The sequence below is a fragment of the Phyllobacterium sophorae genome (assembly GCF_003010965.1).
GTDB lineage: Bacteria > Pseudomonadota > Alphaproteobacteria > Rhizobiales > Rhizobiaceae > Phyllobacterium > Phyllobacterium sophorae.
Genome location: NZ_PGGM01000020.1, coordinates 1 through 17,620, shown reverse-complemented (window position 1 = coordinate 17,620; position 17,620 = coordinate 1). Strand labels below are relative to the sequence as shown.

Here is a 17,620-nt window from a genome sequence, read left to right as displayed (position 1 = left end):
TCGATTCTTCGTTAAGAATCCGGAGGGCACAGCATGAGAATTGGGCTCTTCGGGCTCTTTGGTGGCGGCAATAGCGGAAACGACGCATCGCTTGAATCGATGATCGCTTTCCTGCGCCGTCGCGGCTCCGATACGCATCTTGTATGTATCTGCGCAAATCCAGCTCGCGTTGAACAGATGTATGGCATTGCCGCGAAGCGAATGTCTCCCGAGCTCGATGAACAATCAATCGGTAACACCATCAACCGTATGCTGTTTCGCGTACCCTCGCGCCTTTTTGGTATCTGGTACGCAATTCAGGAGACCCGTAAGCTTGACGTCATCATCGTACCGGGAACCGGTTTCCTGGATGATTTTCAGGACAGCCCATTCGGGTGGCCGTTCACGGTTTTCAAGTGGTGCCTCATCGCCTGGCTCTTGCGCAAGAAGATCGTCTTTGTTTGCATCGGTGCTGGGCCCATACGAAACAGGCTCAGCCGGTTCTTCATGAAAAAGGCGGCACAGTTTGCAACCTACAGGTCCTATAGGGATCTCGCGTCGAAGCAGTTCATGCAGAGTATTGGTGTCAACGTCGACCGAGACAACATCTATCCTGACATTGTCTTCAACTTGGCAAGTCCGGCATCGCCTCCGCCAGACGGCGATGCGGCCATCAGCGTTGGTGTAGGCGTCATGTCCTACTTTGGCTGGTCGAGAGGCAATACAAACCGCGAGAATATCTACCGGCATTATTTGGACAAGTTGAATGCCTTTGTTGCTTGGCTGCTGGACAATGGATTTCGCGTTCGGCTCCTTACGGGAGATGAGGGCGACTGGTCAGCGATCCAGGATTTCATTGAACGGATAAAGTCAACGAATCGGAACGTCTACGATCAAGTAGCAGCTGTGAGGACGCACACTTTGCGGGAACTCATGACTGAAATCGTAAAGACCGATCTTGTCGTCGTCAGCCGCTACCACAACCTTGTAAGTGCCTTGAAACTCGGCCGCCCGGCGATCTCACTGGAATATTCTGTAAAAAATCGCTCACTCATGGTGGACATGAATCTTGATGATTACTGCCAGTCCATAGAAACATTCGATCTGGACCTGCTCAAGCAGCAGTTCAATAGAGTTCTCGATCAACGATTGAATCTGCGCAACCAGATTTTGGGGTGGGATGAGGAATTTGCGAGGCGGCTTTCGACCCAAGAGGATTGCCTCCTTGAGTTTTTGTTCGATCGAAATTCTGCAGTGGCACTGCCCCTGTGTCCGCTTCCGGCTGACGGCACCCCTCATTCCGATAGGCCTATTGGTTGATGGCTTCGGCCAAAGTGCTGTCCGATACGTCCTTTGCGACACATTCAGCGGACAGGGCTGACACGGCTATCATGCCGGTGATCAGTTTTCACGTTTGGCATGGTTTTCACCGGGGATAATGTTCAATGAAGCTCGCTTATTTCGTACGCCCGCACATCGGCGGCACCTATACGGTGTTCAAGCAATTGCGCGAAGGATTGGCCGCGTTCGGTATCGAGGTCTGCTGGCTCGCCATGGGCGAAAGCGAGACGCTGCGACAACCCGAGTGGTTCCCCGAATTTGCACTTGGCAACGCGGTACACATTGACGGCCTGGCGACGGAACGGGATCAGGCGAAGGCGCTTGCAAAGGCCATTGAAGCCGGCGGGTTCGACGGCGTATTCATTAACGTCCTGAGTGACCGGATACAAACCAACATCGCGCGATATCTGCCCGAGTCGATCATGCGCATCATGATGGTGCACAATATCACCGCCGGTACTTATGCAGCTGCATCGTCCGTCAAGGACCACGTTCATGCTGCCATCGGCGTATCGGAGCGTATCAGGAGCGATCTGGTCCAGGCTATGGGTTTCCAGGCGGAAAGAACCTTTGCAATCCCTCACGCTGCCGACACCCGTTCGTCACGAACGCTCGCGCGCACCCCGCGGACCAAGGAGCCATTGCGCGTTATCTTTCTTGGACGTGTTGAAGATGCCTCAAAGGGGGTGTTCTGGTTGCCGGACATCCTCGACAAACTGGCCCCATCGATTCACCTGACTGTCGCAGGCGACGGGCCAGATTTGCCGGCATTGCGATCGAAGCTCGCGCGCCACGCCCGACGCGTGACGATCCTGGGCGCGGTGCACCCCAAAGATGTTCACGGTCTGCTCATTCAACAGGATGTCATGATCATGCCCTCGCGGTTTGAAGGCTTTGGCCTGACTCTGACCGAGGCGATGGCGGTCGGGTGCATTCCGGTCGTGTCGCGCATCCGGGGCGTGACCGACACGATCGTCGACAACAGCGTCAACGGCTATCTCTTCTCGATCGGCAATACGGCCGAAGCTGCACAAATAATCTCGCAGATCGCAGCAAACCCTGACACCTCAAGGTCGCTCTCCACGGCCGCGCGTGACAAGGCAGAGAATGTTTTCACCATCGACGCCATGGCTCGCCGCTATTTCGAGGTGATCAGGCAGCTCCAAGAACGACGGCCCAGCATAGCTGCCCCGCTCGATATCGAGGAGTGGTCAATGCCAAAGGGACTTCGTTCGGGTTTGCGGACGTTTATTCCGACTCCGATCAAGAATTGGTTGCGGGTGATGCGGGAAAGGATCTGAAGCCGGACAATCCTCCCACACTACGTCTTTTGGCGCGTGCGGATGGCTGAATTGCCGAAGTGAAATTCTGCTCCGGGACCGGCATATACTGTGATGAGGTCCAACGTGCCCGGGAGGCATTGCGGTCAAGAGGTTCGATAATTGGGGTATTGGCACATGTCCGCATTGATCAGCAATTTTGAAAAGTCGAACCAGCTGCGTGGGCTGGCTCATGACCTTATCCCTGGCGGGTCCCATACCTATGCCAAGGGAGATGATCAATATCCGGTCTTGTCGCCTGGGTTCATTGCGAGGGGCCTGGGCAGCCATGTCTGGGACGCTGATGGCAATGAATACATCGAATACGGTATGGGAAACCGGGCGGTGGGCCTCGGACATGCCTATCCGCCGGTTCTCGAGGCCGTGACCCGCCAGCTGCAACTCGGCTGCAACTTCACGCGACCTGCCGACGTGGAAGTGGAATGCGCGGAGACGTTTCTGGAGACGGTCGCCAGCGCTGATATGGTCAAGTTCTGCAAGGATGGCTCCGACGCGACATCCGGTGCCGTCCGCCTTGCACGCGCAGCGACGGGCCGTGATTACATCGCCCGCTGCAGCGACCATCCATTCTTCTCAACCGATGATTGGTTCATCGGGACGACGGAAATGAACGCCGGCATCCCGCGCGCTGTGCAGGAACTGACGCTTGGTTTTCAGTATAACAATATCGAGAGTGTCAGCAGCCTGTTCGAACGGTATCCGGGCAAGATTGCTTGTTTGATCCTCGAGGCGTCGCGCGGCGACGATCCCGAGAATAATTTCCTCCACGAGGCCCGCAATATTTGCCATCGCAACGGTGCCCTCTTCATCATCGACGAAATGATCACCGGTTTCCGCTGGCATCGTGGTGGAGCTCAGCAATTCTATCGTATTGAGCCTGACCTTTCCTGCTTCGGCAAGGCGCTTGGCAATGGTTTCTCGATCTCGGCACTTGCCGGCAAACGCAAGTACATGGAACTGGGCGGGCTCGAACAAACGGAGAGTCCGCGGGTGTTCCTCTTGTCAACGACGCATGGGGCGGAAACGCACGCCTTGGCCGGGGCAATAGCAACGATGCGCATTTACCAGAACGAACCGGTCATCGAGCACCTCTACGCTCAGGGTCAGGCCCTGAGGGTTGGAATCGCCCAGGCTGTCACCCGCCACGGTCTCGGCGCCTTTGTGAAGGTGACCGGCCGGGCATGCTGTCTCACCTATGCGACACTCGACCAGGACCGCGAGCCTTCGCAGGCGTTCCGGACACTGTTCCTGCAGGAAACGATCAAGCGTGGCGTGCTGATGCCATCGCTCGTCGTCAGCTACACCCACAGCAACGAGGATGTCGCCAAGACGATCGAAGCCGTCGACGGTGCGCTCACAATCTACAAGAAAGCCCTCGAAAACGGTGTTGAAAACTATCTTGTCGGCCGTCCGTCGGAAGTGGTCTTCCGCCGTTTCAACACAAAACCCGCGGCCGTGCGCGAACGGGAACTGGCGGCGCATGGCTGATGTTATCCAGCAATGCTTTCGCTGCCTTTTTGCCGGATTGCTGATTGTCTGCTCCTTCGCCGCTGCCGCCCAGGAGACTGTCTTTCCGCTACGGGTTGCAGACAATCACCGGTATCTGGAAGATGCGGCCGGCCGGCCGTTTCTGATCACGGGCGATAGCGCATGGTCCCTGATCGGCGACCTCTCCCGCGAGGATGCGGACAAATATCTCGCCGATCGCCAGCGCCGTGGTTTCAATACGATTCTCGTTTCCCTCATCGAGCACCGGTTCAGCCGGAATAGCCCGCGCAATTTCTACAAGCACGCACCCTTTCTGGTGGACGGTGATTTCACCAAACCCAACGAAGCCTATTTCGGCGACGCAGACTGGATTCTCAATCGCGCACGGGAACGCGGATTTCTCGTTCTGCTCGTTCCGTCATACCTCGGCTCCGATGGAGGCACCGAAGGGTGGTTCCGGGAAATCAAGGCAGCGGGTGCCAAAGCAATGCGAAGCTACGGACGCTACCTCGGCAAGCGTTATCGCGACTATCCGAATATCATCTGGGTCCAGGGCGGCGACTATGATACGCCCGACAAAAGGCTGGTAGACGAACTTGCGCGCGGCATATCCGATGCCAATCCGGCTGCGCTCCAGACCGTTCATCGCGGGGCGAACACCGTCGGCAGCGGGGATTGGGCAGGAGCCCCGTGGTTCACCCTGGACACTCTCTATGCTTATGACGAGATCATCGACCGCGCGCTCCAACGCCAGCGTGCTGGGCCGGCACTCCCGTTTTTCTTCATAGAGGGTCCCTACGAGAATGAGCGTGGATCGGACGAACAATCTCTTCGGCTCAATGCGTACGGTACAATTCTGGCAGGCGCCTGCGGTCAGATATTCGGTAACAATCCCCTTTGGCATTTTGCCGGACCTGGCCTCTACGATGCGCCGGGCACCTGGGAGGATGCATTGGGAAGCCGTGGCTCGCAAAGCGTCAGCTACCTGAAACAATTCTTCGATTCATTACCCTGGTGGGAACTCGAGCCGGAACGCGGGAGGCTTCTGGCAAAACCTGACCAATCCGACAAGGGCCTTGCTTTGGGAGCAATGACGAAGGAGGGCAAAGCAGCCGTCCTCTACGTCTCCGGAAGAAACAGCATCGCGATCGATACAAGCGCGCTGGCTCCATCCGTTAGGCGTGCGCGATGGTACGATCCCGCTTCCGGCAAGTACACCGAGGCGTCCGAGGCTGGATCCGTAAGGCGGGGCATCGTTACGTTTGAAACGCCTGAACCGCGCAATTCCGGAGGTTTCGACGATTGGGTCCTGGTTTTGGGGAGTGGAAGCTAGAGCAAGGTTTGGTCAGATCGGGCAAAAGGCGTAGCACACCTGCCAAAAGTTTAGTCCATATTGCCGTCCCGATCCTCCTAACTCCTCTCTCGCCGTCTACCGCACCTGGAAGTACCGTTCTGAAAAATCAATTACAAATCCGTAGAAGGACAGGATGCAATGAAAGTACTCGTGACAGGACATCGTGGTTATATTGGATCGGTCATGGTGCCCTTCCTCATGAAAGCAGGGCATGACGTTCACGGTTACGACGCGGAGCTTTATCGCAGCTGCTCCTATGCGCCCGGCGGCTCTATCAAGGACATCCCTGGCGTTTGCAAGGATGTGCGCGATGTGGAGATCAATGATCTCAAGGGCTTCGATGCCGTCATCCACCTGGCAGCGTTGTCGAACGATCCATTGAGCAACCTCAACCCGGACATAACCTACGAGATCAACCATCGGGGCAGCGTCAACTTTGCCAGGACGGCCAAGGCCGCCGGTGTTCCTCGCTTCCTCTTCGCCTCGTCCTGCAGCAATTATGGCAAGTCCGGTGAGGGCATGATCGATGAAACTGGCGAGCTTAATCCGGTAACGGCCTATGGATGTTCAAAAGTTCTCGCCGAGCGGGATATTGCTGAGCTGGCCGATGACAGTTTCACGCCAACTTACCTGAGGCCCGCTACAGCCTATGGTCTGTCGCCAATGCTGCGGTTCGATATCGTCTTGAATAATCTCGTGGCCTGGGCCGTCACCGAAGGTGTCATCATGCTCAAGTCGGATGGTTCACCGTGGCGTCCGATTGTTCATATCGAAGATATCTCGCGCGCATTCCTGGCCGCCATGGAAGCGCCAAAGGACAAGGTGCACAACGAGGCGTTCAATGTCGGTCAATCCGCACATAATTACCGCATCCGCGAAATCGCCGAGATCGTGGCCCAGGTCGTCCCGGGCTGCCGCCTCGAGTTTGCCGAGGACGCAGGACCTGACACCCGATCGTATCGCGTCAGTTTCGAAAAGATTGCGCGGGTACTCCCGGCCTTCAAGCCGGCCTGGGATGCAAAGGCTGGAGCTGAGCAGCTTCATGCGGCCTATGTCAGCGCTGGCCTGACATTGCAGGAATTCGAAGGGCCGCGCTACCAGCGCATAAGCCATATCCGAAAATCCCTCGACGAAGGCACACTCAACAATAGCCTGCGTCGTGTTCCGTCATCGACACGGCACCCGGCTCTGGCAGACGCAGTCATATGATGGCGAAGCATTTGCCATGAACAGCTTTATGGTCTCGTTCGATACAATCAGATCGGCGGCCGACGCGCAGGTGGATGTGGGTATCCGCATCTACGCACTGGCCGCCCGTCTCTTCCCGATTTGCCGAAGCATAACAGGAGGCGGCGTACGCGAAACGCTGCGTGTTCTCGGCCAGCATATCGATATTACGCAGCATGAGGTGCCCACCGGCACCCAGGTGCTCGACTGGACCGTACCCCAGGAATGGAACATCCGCGACGCCTACATCAAGAACGCGTCGGGGCGAAAAATCGTCGATTTTGCCGATCACAATTTGCATGTGCTTGGTTACAGCAAGGCCGTGCATGAAACGATGCCGCTCAGCGAGCTTAAATCCCATGTCTACACCCTTCCCGAACAGCCGGATCTCATTCCCTACCGGACATCGTATTACAGCGAGCAGTGGGGTTTCTGCATGGCGCACAACGAGCTTGCTCAGCTTGAAGATGGCGAATACGAAGTCTTTATCGATGCGGACAAGACCGACGGACACCTCACTTATGGGGAATATTTCCACAGTGGTCAGTCCGACAGGGACGTGCTGCTGTCCGCACATATCTGCCACCCATCGCTCGCCAATGACAATTGTTCCGGTCTGGCCTTGCTCGCCTGTCTCGCCGCGGCCTTGCGGTCGCGAAAGACCCGCTACAATTACCGGTTTCTTTTTGCGCCGGGAACGATCGGCGCGCTAACCTGGCTTGCCTCCAACGAGGACAATATTTCGCGCATCGACCATGGGCTGATCGTTTCCTGCGTCGGCGATGGCGGGGGGCCGAATTACAAGCGGAGCCGCCGCGGCAATGCCGTCATCGATCAGGCAATGCAATATGTCCTGAGCTCGGAGGGCCGGCGAGGAATCATCCAGGATTTCAGTCCCTATGGCTACGACGAACGGCAATATTGTTCGCCCGGCTTCAACCTTCCTGTCGGGCTTTTCCAGCGCAGCGCGTTCGGTACCTTTCCGCAATACCATACTTCAGCAGACAACCTGGATTTCATCTCTCCGGAAAATCTGGCCTCATCTTATGGAATGATCATGGAAGTGATCGATATCCTCGAGATGAACTGGACACCCGTCAACCTTTTCCCGAAAGGTGAACCTCAACTCGGCCGGCGCGGCCTCTACTCGGCGCTCGGCGGCGACAAGGCCGCCGGGGAGACCGCAATGGGTTATTTGTGGGTTCTCAATCTGGCGGACGGCAGTCACTCTTTGCTCGATATTGCGCAGCGGTCCGGCATGTCCTTCCGCGACATTGCCCGCGCCGCCCAATTGCTGCGCGCAAATGGCCTCCTTGCTGAAGCCGTATCGTAAGATCAGGCCGATGCCGTATCCAGCAATGGCCAGGCACGATCCTTGTCCGACAAAACAGTCGGCTCTGCCGGCCAATCGATGGCGAATGCCGGATCGTCCCACCGGACACCCGTCGATGCCTGGGGATTATAGAATTCCGAAATGAGGTAGGAAACCACGGCGTCATCTCTGAGCGTCTGAAACCCATGGGCAAATCCCTTGGGGATATAAAGCTGACGGTTGTTACAATCCGATAGTTCATAGGCAGCCCAGCGCCGGTAGTTCGGGGAATGTGGCCGCAGGTCTATGATGACATCCATTATGGCGCCCCGTATGCAGGAGACGACTTTCACCTCCGCATGCGGTGCTGTTTGAAGGTGCATTCCGCGCAGTGTGTGCTTTGTCACCGAATGCGAGACGCTGTGCTGCACGAACTTGGTTTCCAGTCCGTGCTGCTGGAACTCATTGACGCAGAAGGTCCGGGCAAAGGAGCCGCGCTCGTCGGACATTGGAAGTGCCTCGACCAGCCAGGCGCCGTTCAGTTCCGTTTCAGTAAATCTCATCCTGTTTCGCCTCGTGTTCGAACCCTTGCCAGTGGTGCGTGGAGGGTCCGATTTTGTCAAACTCCTTGTCGCAGGGAAACTCACAATAAGGGGTAGGCCGCACGGGTGAATTCCAGCGGCGGCAATCCCGTGGTGTCTGCGGAAACGCCCGCGCGGCGGCGTCTGCGCACTCCGTTTGACGGACGCGGGATGGACACGTTCCACCGTTCGGATGAGCCACCTGATCGCATAGTCATATCGCCCATGAGGCGCGGAGGCCGTACCTTCGTTGCCATGAGGATGATGATCCCGGCACCCAGGGAGTTTGTTTCGGGTGCGGTGATCTCGTTCAGTGGATCAGGAGCCAAGGTATGAATATCCAAACCAGTACTCTCTTATTGGCAAACCGCCCAAGCGATAAAATTCATCATTGTCGCCTGTGCGGTACCGGTTTGAAACACACTTTCATTGATCTTGGAATGTCCCCGCCTTGCGAAAGCTTTGTTCCGCGCGAACAGATCGATTCCATGGAGCCGTACTATCCGCTCCACGTATTCGTTTGCGACGAATGCCTTCTGGTCCAACTGAAGGAGTATGTGAGCCCGCAGGCCATCTTCGAGGAGTATGCCTACTTCTCCTCCTATTCGACCAGCTGGGTCGCGCATGCGCGAAAATACTGTCATCAAATGGCACGGCAGCTCGAGCTTAACCGCAACAGTCTCGTTGTTGAACTGGCCAGCAATGACGGATATTTGCTCCAGCATTTCATTCCGCTCAATGTACCTGTGCTCGGGATCGAGCCCGCCGCCAACGTGGCAAAGGTCGCGATTGAAAAAGGCGTTCCCACCAGGGTTGAATTCTTCGGTGAAAAATATGCGCGGGACCTCATCAACGAAGGGCTGCGCGCGGACCTGATCGTCGGCAACAATGTCCTTGCGCAGGTTCCGGATCTCAATGATTTTGTCGCAGGCATGAAGCTCCTGTTGAAGCCGGAAGGCGTGATCACACTCGAGTTTCCGCATATCGAGAAGCTGATCGCCGAGAACCAGTTCGACACGATCTATCACGAGCACTTCTCTTACTTCTCACTTCTGACGATTGAGCACATGGCCAAGAAACATGGCTTGAAAGTCATTGACGTAGAGGAATTGGTCACGCATGGCGGATCTCTGCGCGTTCATCTTGCGCATCAGACCAGCGCGCGGCCAACTCAACCCAGCGTTGCGGGCGTGCTGAACAATGAGATCAAGGCGGGTCTCGACAAGATCGCCGTCTACACCTCGTTCGTCGAGCGTGCCCGCAAGGTGAAGCGCGAACTGCTTTCGTTCCTGATCGCAGCAAAGGAAGCCGGCAAGACAATCTGCGGCTACGGAGCGCCGGGCAAGGGCAATACCCTGCTCAACTATTGCGGCATTGGCACCGACTTTCTCGATTTCACCGTGGACAGAAATCCCTACAAGCACGGCCGCTATACGCCGGGAATGCATATTCCGATCGAACCCGTCGAAGCCATCGACCTGTTGAAACCCGACTACATCCTGATCCTGCCCTGGAATCTCAAGGACGAGATCGTTGCACAGATGCGGCATGTCCAGGAATGGGGCGCAAAATTCGTCGTTCCCATTCCGGGTGTCAGCATCATCGACCCGAAGGAACTCAAGCCATGAAAGTCGTTTTGTTCTGCGGTGGAATGGGCACGCGCATCCGCGAATATTCGGAGAACGTTCCAAAACCGATGATCCCGCTCGGCTCACAGCCGATCCTGCGGCATGTCATGCAATATTATGCCGATTACGGACACGATGATTTCATTCTTTGCCTTGGCTACAAGGCAAACGTCGTCAAGGACTTCTTCTTGAATTGCAGACCCCAGACATTCTCGGATTGTGTGGTGACGGGCGATGGCAACGTAGAAGTACTGGGGGAATCCCAGAAAGATTGGCGCATCTCGCTGATCGACACCGGCATATGGCGTAACATCGGTGAACGGCTCTGGGCCGTACGCGACCAGGTAAGGAATGAAAAGATCTTTCTCGCCAACTACAGTGATGGCCTGAGCAATGTCGACCTTGACGACATGATCGAAAAGTTCGAAGCGAGCGGCAAGATTGCATGCTTTCTGGCGGTCCGTCCGCCGCTCACCTACCACCTCGCCGATATTGCGGAAGACGGCCGCGTTCGCGAGTTCCGGTCTTCTGACCGCTCCGACATCTGGATCAATGGCGGCTATTTCCTGTTCCGCGGCGAGATCTTCGATTACATGAGGGAATCCGAAGAGCTCGTGCTCGAGCCGTTCAGCCGGCTGATCGCAGATGACATGCTCATGGCTTACAAGCACGAAGGATTCTGGCGCTCAATGGACACATTGCGCGATTGGCAGGCACTTCAAGAGATGGTCGAAAGGGGTGAAATGCCCTGGACGATCCATGGCGCTGCGAAAGATACAGCCAACATCCGCTTGGTCAAGGCGCTATGAGACAGTTGCCTTTGGCAAGACGAGGGGAACGTCTCTCCGTCCTTTGCCTCGGCGCTCATTCGGATGATATCGAGATTGGCGCGGGAGGGACCATCCTCAGTCTTATTGCCGAGGGCGTCCTGCTTGATGTCCACTGGTGCGTACTCAGTGCGCCTGGCGTGCGTGCACGGGAGGCGAATGAGTCAGCTATGGCATTCCTTGAAGGGGCTGCGTCCTGCAAGATTGAGCTTGCGGAATTCGAAGACAGTTACTTTCCCAGCCAGACCCGCGAAATCAAACAATGGCTGACCGCCTTGCGCGATCGCATTTCGCCCGGCGTAATCTTCACACATGCCCGCGACGACGCGCATCAGGACCATCGGGAAGTCAACCGGCTGACAACCAATATCTTCCGCAACCACCTTGTGCTGGAATATGAGATCCCCAAGTGGGATGGAGATTTGACCCAGCACAACACCTATGTGCCGCTCACAGCTGCCGTCATGGACCGCAAAGTCCAGCTTCTGCTCGAACATTTCGGTACGCAGCGATCGAAGGACTGGTTTGACGAACTGACGTTCAAGGGACTTGCCCGTTTGCGCGGCATGGAGTGCCGCGCCGCTGAGCGCTTTGCTGAAGCATTCACTAGCCGGAAGCTCACGCTGGCAATCGGCTGATATCCGACAGCTGCCCGCAAACGCTGACACGGGCAAGGCGAATCACCGGGAAGACAAGCTTCGCGCGCCCCCTCTGAGTGCTCCATTCGCGATCGAAATCACAACTACATTCAAGTATAAACTTGTCTTTATGTGCCTCGTTCCGAGGCACATCTGCAGATTCCTAACTAACGGCGGGGCTGCACGAATTAATCCAGTCTATGGTGTCGAGTTACTGCTGCCTACACCGGGCATTTTTCCCACATCGAAGGAATTATGAGAGGATTAAAGACACTAACAAATAAAGAGCGTAGATTAAAAACCGTGAAAAGAAGTGCGGCTGAACGTGGTTGGACGCGTTCAATATATCAATTCGCAACAAATGATAAAAATTGGGGAACTAAAATGGAGAATACTCATCCATCTCACTTGGGGAAAAGTGAAGTAACGTCTTATAATCGCGACATCGTTGTAAATAATAATCACCAACTTAACGAAAAATACAACAATGATCGCCAATTTCAAAAGTATCGTCCAGATGATTATCTAGCAATCGTAGACAAGCGGGCCTTGGAGCGCGAATGTCTGGCGCAAGCGCTGCTTAATCATCACATTGGCCTGAAGGTATTTACTTTCGGAAGCCTTGAGGAATGGCAGGCATCCAAGAAGGAACTGTCGAACTTGCGTGCTGTCCTGATCAACACCGGCAACAGGAGCCTGGACGACGCCGAGCTGACCGCAGAAATAAGCGAACTTGTCGCAACTTTCGAAACCGCAGCTGTTGTTGTTGTCGCTGATAATGACGACCTGACATTTGTCCTGAAGGCTTTGGAGCTCGGTGTCAGGGGATATATTCCGACAACGGTTGGCATCGAGATCTGCATGCAGGCAATCGAGTTGGCCATCGCCGGCGGAAAGTTTGTTCCAGCGAGCAGTGTGCTTGCGCTGCGCAAGCTGGTCGGCGGTCGCAGCGATGAATTTCGTCACATTGCGACGTCGTTCACGGCACGCCAGTCAGCGGTAGCGGAAGGTCTGCGACGCGGCAAGGCGAACAAGATTATCGCCTACGAGCTCAATCTTTGCGAGAGCACGGTAAAAGTCCACATCCGCAACATTATGAAAAAACTGGGTGCGACCAACCGGACCGAAGTTGCCTACAAAATTAGCGACATGATTCCGCACGAATCCAGATTCTGACCAGACAACGGTCAGCTAACTGAAATCTGATTATGCAAGGGGTCAAATCATGATCGTTTCTGAAGTCGTGCCCGCACAGGGTGGAATGGTATTTCCGCGACTGGTGTCGCTACTCTGGCGAAGAAAACTCGTCGTTCTGTCAACCGTCACCATCGGGGTTGGCCTGTCGGTGATCGGCTATATGTTCTCTCCGGCGCAATATAGTTCTGAGGCCATCCTTGCGCTCAACGTGCGCAAGCTTCAAGCGCTGCCGACGGAATCGGTGGTTTCGCCGCTACCGCAGGAAAGCCCGGTCCTGCGGACGGAACTCGACATCATTACCTCGCGCATGATGGCCGAGAAAGTGCTGTTGCGGCTGGATCGCGAAGGGTTTGACGCAAATGGCAACATGGTCTCAGCACCAACCGAACGGACCAAAGCTGGGACAGCAGCCCCGGCAAGCGGCGACGCCGCCAGCTTGGAAGACAACAATCGCGCACGTATTGACAAGTTGCTTTCGAACGTGAACGTCGCCAACGACGGCCGTTCCTACACGATCTACATCAGTTACCAGGCAGATAACCCGAAATACTCTGCCGCCGCCGCCAATGCCTTTGGCGAAGCATATCTGGACTACCAGATCGACGTCCAGACCTCGGCTACCCGGCGCGTGAGCGACTGGCTCGGCGGCAAACTCGTCAGTCTGCGTACGACCCTCGAACAATCGGAACGGGCAGCCGCCGATTTTCGCGAAAAGTCGGGCCTTGTAAAGGCTAACGGTATGACACTTCAGTCGCAGCAGATTGCTGCCCTGAATGCCGAACTTGCAAATCTTCGCGCAAAGCTCGCCGGAACCGAAGCTCGCCTTTCCACGGCGATAGAGGCGGCCGAGAGCAAGTCGGGCGTTTCATTGACCGAAGTTCTGAGTTCGCCCGCGATCCTGCAGTTACGGACGGAACAATCCCGTATCGAGCGCTCGATTCTGGAAATACAGCAGAGCGGAGCCACTCAGAGCGCACAGCTTCCACAATTGAGGTCTCAGCTCAATTCATTGAAAATTCAGGTCGATGAGGAAGTGCAGCAGATCATCGATAGTTTAAGGAACGAGATCAACGTAACGCATCGGCAACAAGCCGCTGTCGAAGCTAATCTGAAAGAAATTCAAGATAGCATGTCAACGGCGAACCAGGCGCTCGTTCACGCCGACCAGCTGGATCGCGAGGCTGCAGCCAACCGCGCAATCTACGAAAGCTATCTCACCAGATACAAGCAGACGATCGAACAGGACGGCATCGCATCGGCGGATGCACGTATGATATCGCGTGCCGTGCCGGCAATGTCGAAGTCCAGCCCGCGCCTGAAAACCTGGCTGATGCTGGGCATAATCGCCGGCACTGCCCTCGGCGTCATTGCAGCACTCCTTCTCGAATTTTTCGACCGGTCGATCCGTTCGCCTGAAGCGCTCGAAGCGTTGACCAGACTGCCCATTATCGGAAGGATCCCGATGCTCTCAAACCGTGAGCGAAAGGATGCGGCCCATATGATCAGCGACAACCAGTCCAGCTTCGGACGAGCTGTCGCCGACCTTCAGGCCCACTTGCTGCTGTCGGCATCACCGAAAATCTCGAGGGCGATTGCGATAACGTCGGCCGGAGATCAAGAAGGCAAGACGCTGATCGTTGCAGGTCTCGCGCGATCCTTGTCTGCTACCGGAATCCGGACTGTCGTCGTTGACGCCAATTTCCAGAACCCCATGGTCGCAAAAGAGTTTGGCGATCAGTTCGGCCCATATCTCGAGGAAGTGATCCGCGGCAGGCAGACATTGGAAGCGGCCGTACAGCACGATATTGCGTCGTCCATCGATTTCGTGGCAACGCAAAGCAGTGAGGTTCCAGCCGAATATCTTCTGGGCCACGAACAATTCTCGAAAATGATCGCCCAGCTCAAACGCCAGTACGATATCGTGCTTATCGATACTCCTGCTGTGAGCAGTGGCGCCGACGCAATCCGTGTATCAGCATTGGTGGATACGACAGTCGTTGTCGTTCGGCGCGATACAGCCCGCGCCGATCAGGTTGTCGCCGCCATCACCAGGCTACGGGCCGACGGCCGCAAAATCGGCGGCATCGTCCTCAATGGCGATCGCCGGCGCGGCAAAGTGGCCAAAAACGATACACCTTTCCTGCCGATGCAGCTTGCACCACAAAAAATGGTCAAGAAGATCGCCGGGCACGTCAAATCACGCTCATTCACGGCAAAGGCATGAGGTCGACAATGTTGATCAAACAGAAAAACAAGCGCCCCGGAACGGGCTTCAGAATCAACAGAATGGTGACGACCTGGACTTTCTCGTCACTGCTCCTGTTATCGTCAACTATCTCGCCGGCATGGGCAGAAGAACCCTACAAGATCGGATCCGGCGACGTCCTGCAAATCACGGTTTATGGCGACGCGGGGCTGTCGGGCACGTTCCCTGTGAGTGTGGGCGGAACAATCGGATATCCCATTCTCGGCAATATTCAGGTTGCTGACCACAGCATATCGGAAATCAGCAGCACGATCAGCCAGGCGCTGCTTCAACATATTCCGGGTCTGTCGGTTTCGGTTGCGGTCAAGGAGTATGCACCTGTATTCGTCATCGGCGACGTTCAGAAACCGGGTAAATATGAATACCGTCCGGGCATGATCGCGCTAGAGCTCTTTGCCCTGAGTGGCGGCTTGAAGCAGGCTACCGACAAGCTCGATGTCGCCGGCACCCAGCTGGTGGCCGCGCGTCAGGACTACTCCGATACGTCACTCCAGTTGTTCGCGCAGGATGTAAAGCGGGCGCGGCTGGAAGCCGAGCTGAACAACAAAACCTTCGAATATGTATTGGCCAAGGATACCGGGACCGATGATCTTCCTGCCCGTCAGGGTGTGATCGAGTCCGAGCGCAAACTGTTTGAACTGCGGCTTGCTGCGCTGGCCAGCCAGGAGAAAGCACTCAAGGCGCAGAGGCAGAACTATTCGGAAGAAATCCAGACGCTCGAGGAAAGCACAAAGCTGCGCAACGAAGAAATTTCGCTCCTGGAGCAGAACGTGGGCGCTTCGGAAAAGCTCGTCGCGCAGGGTCTCACCGCTCAATCGACATTGCGTGATACACAACGTCAGCTCTCGGCAATGCGGCGCGATGCACTGGAATTCGGATCATTTCTTGCTCGTGCCAAGCAGAACGAAAACGCGATCGAGCAGAGCTTGCAGGCCCTGTACGATCAGCGATCGAATGATGCAGCCAAGGAATTGCGAGACATCGAACTCGACATTATGCGGCTGCGCAAGCGATTGACGTTCATCGTTCAAACCATGGCCGAGATCGGCGCTAGTGCACAGCGGGCAAATACCCGCGAAGAGACGGTCAAACTGGTGTTCACAGTCGTTCGCGACGTCAATGGGGAATACCACGAGACGGAACTTTCCGAACACGATCAGATCAAGGCCGGCGATATCCTCCGCGCACAATTGACGCTGCCGAAAGAGGTTACCGCAAAAGTAAACTGATTGCGTGAAATCAGCTCTCCCGCCGGGCGTCGACAGGCCCGGCGGGCTTTGCTTTTCCAGAGCGGAGAACATTCAAATCCAGGCCAACAAAAAACCGCCGGCGCAGTGAGCGCCGGCGGTTTTTACGGTGTCAGCCGGCGGCCGAAACCGCCAGCGATCCGTCGTTTGGCAAGGTGCTTGATTGCTGCCAGCGCATGTAGAGATCGCTTATTCCCGCTTCGAGCCCAATGCTCGGCTTCCAGCCCATTGCCTGCAGGCGCATGGGATCGACCAGCTTGCGCGGTGTACCATCCGGTTTGGATGTGTCGAACACAATGGATCCTTGATAGCCGACTATTCTGGCAATGAGGATCGCCGCATCGTGAATAGAGATCTCCTTGCCCGAACCGATATTGACGATTTCCGGATCGGAGTGCCTCTTCATCACGAACACACAGGCGTCCGCGAGGTCATCGACATGCAAAAACTCGCGTTTTGGTGTTCCGGTACCCCAGACCACAACGCTGGGACTTCTCGCGACCTTCGCTTCATGCATTTTCCTGATCAGGGCGGGAAGGACATGCGCGTTCTGCAGGTCGAAATTGTCATTGGGACCGTAAAGATTGGTCGGCATCGCTGTGATGAACCGCCTTCCATATTGACGTGCATAAGCTTCGGCGAGCTTGAGCCCGGCAATCTTTGCGACTGCGTAAGCTTCATTTGTTGGTTCCAGCGCTCCTGTCAGCAGCGAGTCTTCGCGAATCGGCTGCTCAGCATATTTCGGATAGACGCAGCTCGAACCCAGCCACAACAATTTCTGCACACCAAGCCTGTTCGCCGTGTGCATGATGTTCATGGCAATCATGGCATTGTCATAAAGGAAGTCAGCCGGGTAAGTTGAATTGGCGACGATACCCCCGACCTTGGCCGCAGCGATGAATATGGCGTCCGGCCGGGCGTTCGCCATCCACTCCTCGGTTTCCTGCTGGCGCGTGAGGTCGAGTTCGTCATGGGAAACTTCAAGCAGTTGACAGTCCTCGCGCCGAAGGCGGCGCGTCAATGCGGAACCCACCATGCCTGAGTGACCGGCGATCCAAATCCGCTTTCCGCGCAGATCGAAGTGGTGATCGTCCCTTTCAGCCATAGAAATCATTTCGGCCCTCCTCGCGCATGATTGTTCGAAGATCGGCTTCCACCATTTCGGCAACCAGGGCATCGAAGGAGACGGTGTGCT

General features: G+C 55.9%; 15 protein-coding genes. 12 read left to right on the top strand and 3 right to left on the bottom strand.

Translation table 11 applies throughout. The features are described 5' to 3' along the window. The first annotated feature begins 33 nt into the window (after positions 1-33). The 6 genes from CU103_RS28585 to CU103_RS28560 all read left to right on the top strand — a co-directional run bounded on the left by CU103_RS28585 (position 34) and on the right by CU103_RS28560 (position 8,062). Complete coding sequence (locus CU103_RS28585) at positions 34-1,299, top strand: polysaccharide pyruvyl transferase family protein (protein ID WP_106667432.1); 1,266 nt, start codon at positions 34-36, stop codon at positions 1,297-1,299. A gap of 125 nt (positions 1,300-1,424) precedes the next feature. Continuing rightward, positions 1,425-2,621, top strand: coding sequence for a glycosyltransferase family 4 protein (locus tag CU103_RS28580; RefSeq protein ID WP_106667431.1), 1,197 nt, complete (start codon positions 1,425-1,427; stop codon positions 2,619-2,621). Between the two features lie 156 nt (positions 2,622-2,777). Continuing rightward, a complete protein-coding gene (locus CU103_RS28575) occupies positions 2,778-4,148 on the top strand; it encodes a glutamate-1-semialdehyde 2,1-aminomutase (protein ID WP_106667430.1) in 1,371 nt (456 codons plus the stop codon). After that, positions 4,141-5,481 (top strand): glycoside hydrolase family 140 protein, encoded by a 1,341-nt coding sequence (locus CU103_RS28570; RefSeq protein WP_106667429.1) that lies wholly within the window; start codon positions 4,141-4,143, stop codon positions 5,479-5,481. The genes CU103_RS28575 and CU103_RS28570 overlap by 8 nt, the downstream gene beginning before the upstream one ends. A 159-nt stretch (positions 5,482-5,640) precedes the next feature. Next, positions 5,641-6,711: an NAD-dependent epimerase/dehydratase family protein gene (locus CU103_RS28565; RefSeq protein WP_106667428.1), complete on the top strand. Its 1,071-nt coding sequence runs from the start codon at positions 5,641-5,643 to the stop codon at positions 6,709-6,711. A gap of 28 nt (positions 6,712-6,739) precedes the next feature. Beyond that, the gene (locus CU103_RS28560; protein WP_106667427.1) at positions 6,740-8,062 is read left to right on the top strand and encodes a DUF4910 domain-containing protein; all 1,323 of its coding nucleotides are present in this window, start codon (positions 6,740-6,742) and stop codon (positions 8,060-8,062) included. A 2-nt stretch (positions 8,063-8,064) separates the two neighbouring features. Here CU103_RS28560 and rfbC read toward each other — a convergent pair whose 3' ends face one another. After that, positions 8,065-8,604 (bottom strand): dTDP-4-dehydrorhamnose 3,5-epimerase, encoded by a 540-nt coding sequence (gene rfbC / locus CU103_RS28555; RefSeq protein WP_106667426.1) that lies wholly within the window; start codon positions 8,602-8,604, stop codon positions 8,065-8,067. An 80-nt stretch (positions 8,605-8,684) separates the two neighbouring features. After that, entirely contained in the window at positions 8,685-8,951 is a 267-nt protein-coding gene (locus CU103_RS28550; RefSeq protein WP_106667425.1) for a hypothetical protein, read from the bottom strand. Between the two features lie 3 nt (positions 8,952-8,954). On the opposite strand from CU103_RS28550, the gene CU103_RS28545 reads away from it, so the two are divergent. The 6 genes from CU103_RS28545 (at position 8,955) to CU103_RS28520 (ending at position 16,407) form a co-directional block, all read left to right on the top strand. Next, the gene (locus tag CU103_RS28545) at positions 8,955-10,250 is read left to right on the top strand and encodes a class I SAM-dependent methyltransferase (protein ID WP_106667424.1); all 1,296 of its coding nucleotides are present in this window, start codon (positions 8,955-8,957) and stop codon (positions 10,248-10,250) included. Continuing rightward, the gene (locus CU103_RS28540) at positions 10,247-11,059 is read left to right on the top strand and encodes a sugar phosphate nucleotidyltransferase (RefSeq protein ID WP_106667423.1); all 813 of its coding nucleotides are present in this window, start codon (positions 10,247-10,249) and stop codon (positions 11,057-11,059) included. The genes CU103_RS28545 and CU103_RS28540 overlap by 4 nt, the downstream gene beginning before the upstream one ends. After that, the gene (locus CU103_RS28535; RefSeq protein ID WP_106667422.1) at positions 11,056-11,715 is read left to right on the top strand and encodes a PIG-L deacetylase family protein; all 660 of its coding nucleotides are present in this window, start codon (positions 11,056-11,058) and stop codon (positions 11,713-11,715) included. Before CU103_RS28540 ends, CU103_RS28535 begins: the two co-directional genes overlap by 4 nt. A 384-nt stretch (positions 11,716-12,099) precedes the next feature. After that, a complete protein-coding gene (locus tag CU103_RS28530) occupies positions 12,100-12,891 on the top strand; it encodes a response regulator transcription factor (protein WP_106667421.1) in 792 nt (263 codons plus the stop codon). Positions 12,892-12,940: 49 nt separating this feature from the next. Next, on the top strand, positions 12,941-15,136 hold the full coding sequence (locus CU103_RS28525; protein WP_106667420.1) for a GumC family protein: 2,196 nt from the start codon (positions 12,941-12,943) through the stop codon (positions 15,134-15,136). 8 nt (positions 15,137-15,144) lie between these two features. Then, positions 15,145-16,407: a polysaccharide biosynthesis/export family protein gene (locus tag CU103_RS28520; protein WP_245449054.1), complete on the top strand. Its 1,263-nt coding sequence runs from the start codon at positions 15,145-15,147 to the stop codon at positions 16,405-16,407. 130 nt (positions 16,408-16,537) lie between these two features. Here the strand turns inward: CU103_RS28520 and CU103_RS28515 are convergent, their stop codons facing one another. Then, positions 16,538-17,539 (bottom strand): GDP-L-fucose synthase family protein, encoded by a 1,002-nt coding sequence (locus CU103_RS28515; protein WP_106667419.1) that lies wholly within the window; start codon positions 17,537-17,539, stop codon positions 16,538-16,540. Between the last annotated feature and the right edge of the window lie 81 nt (positions 17,540-17,620).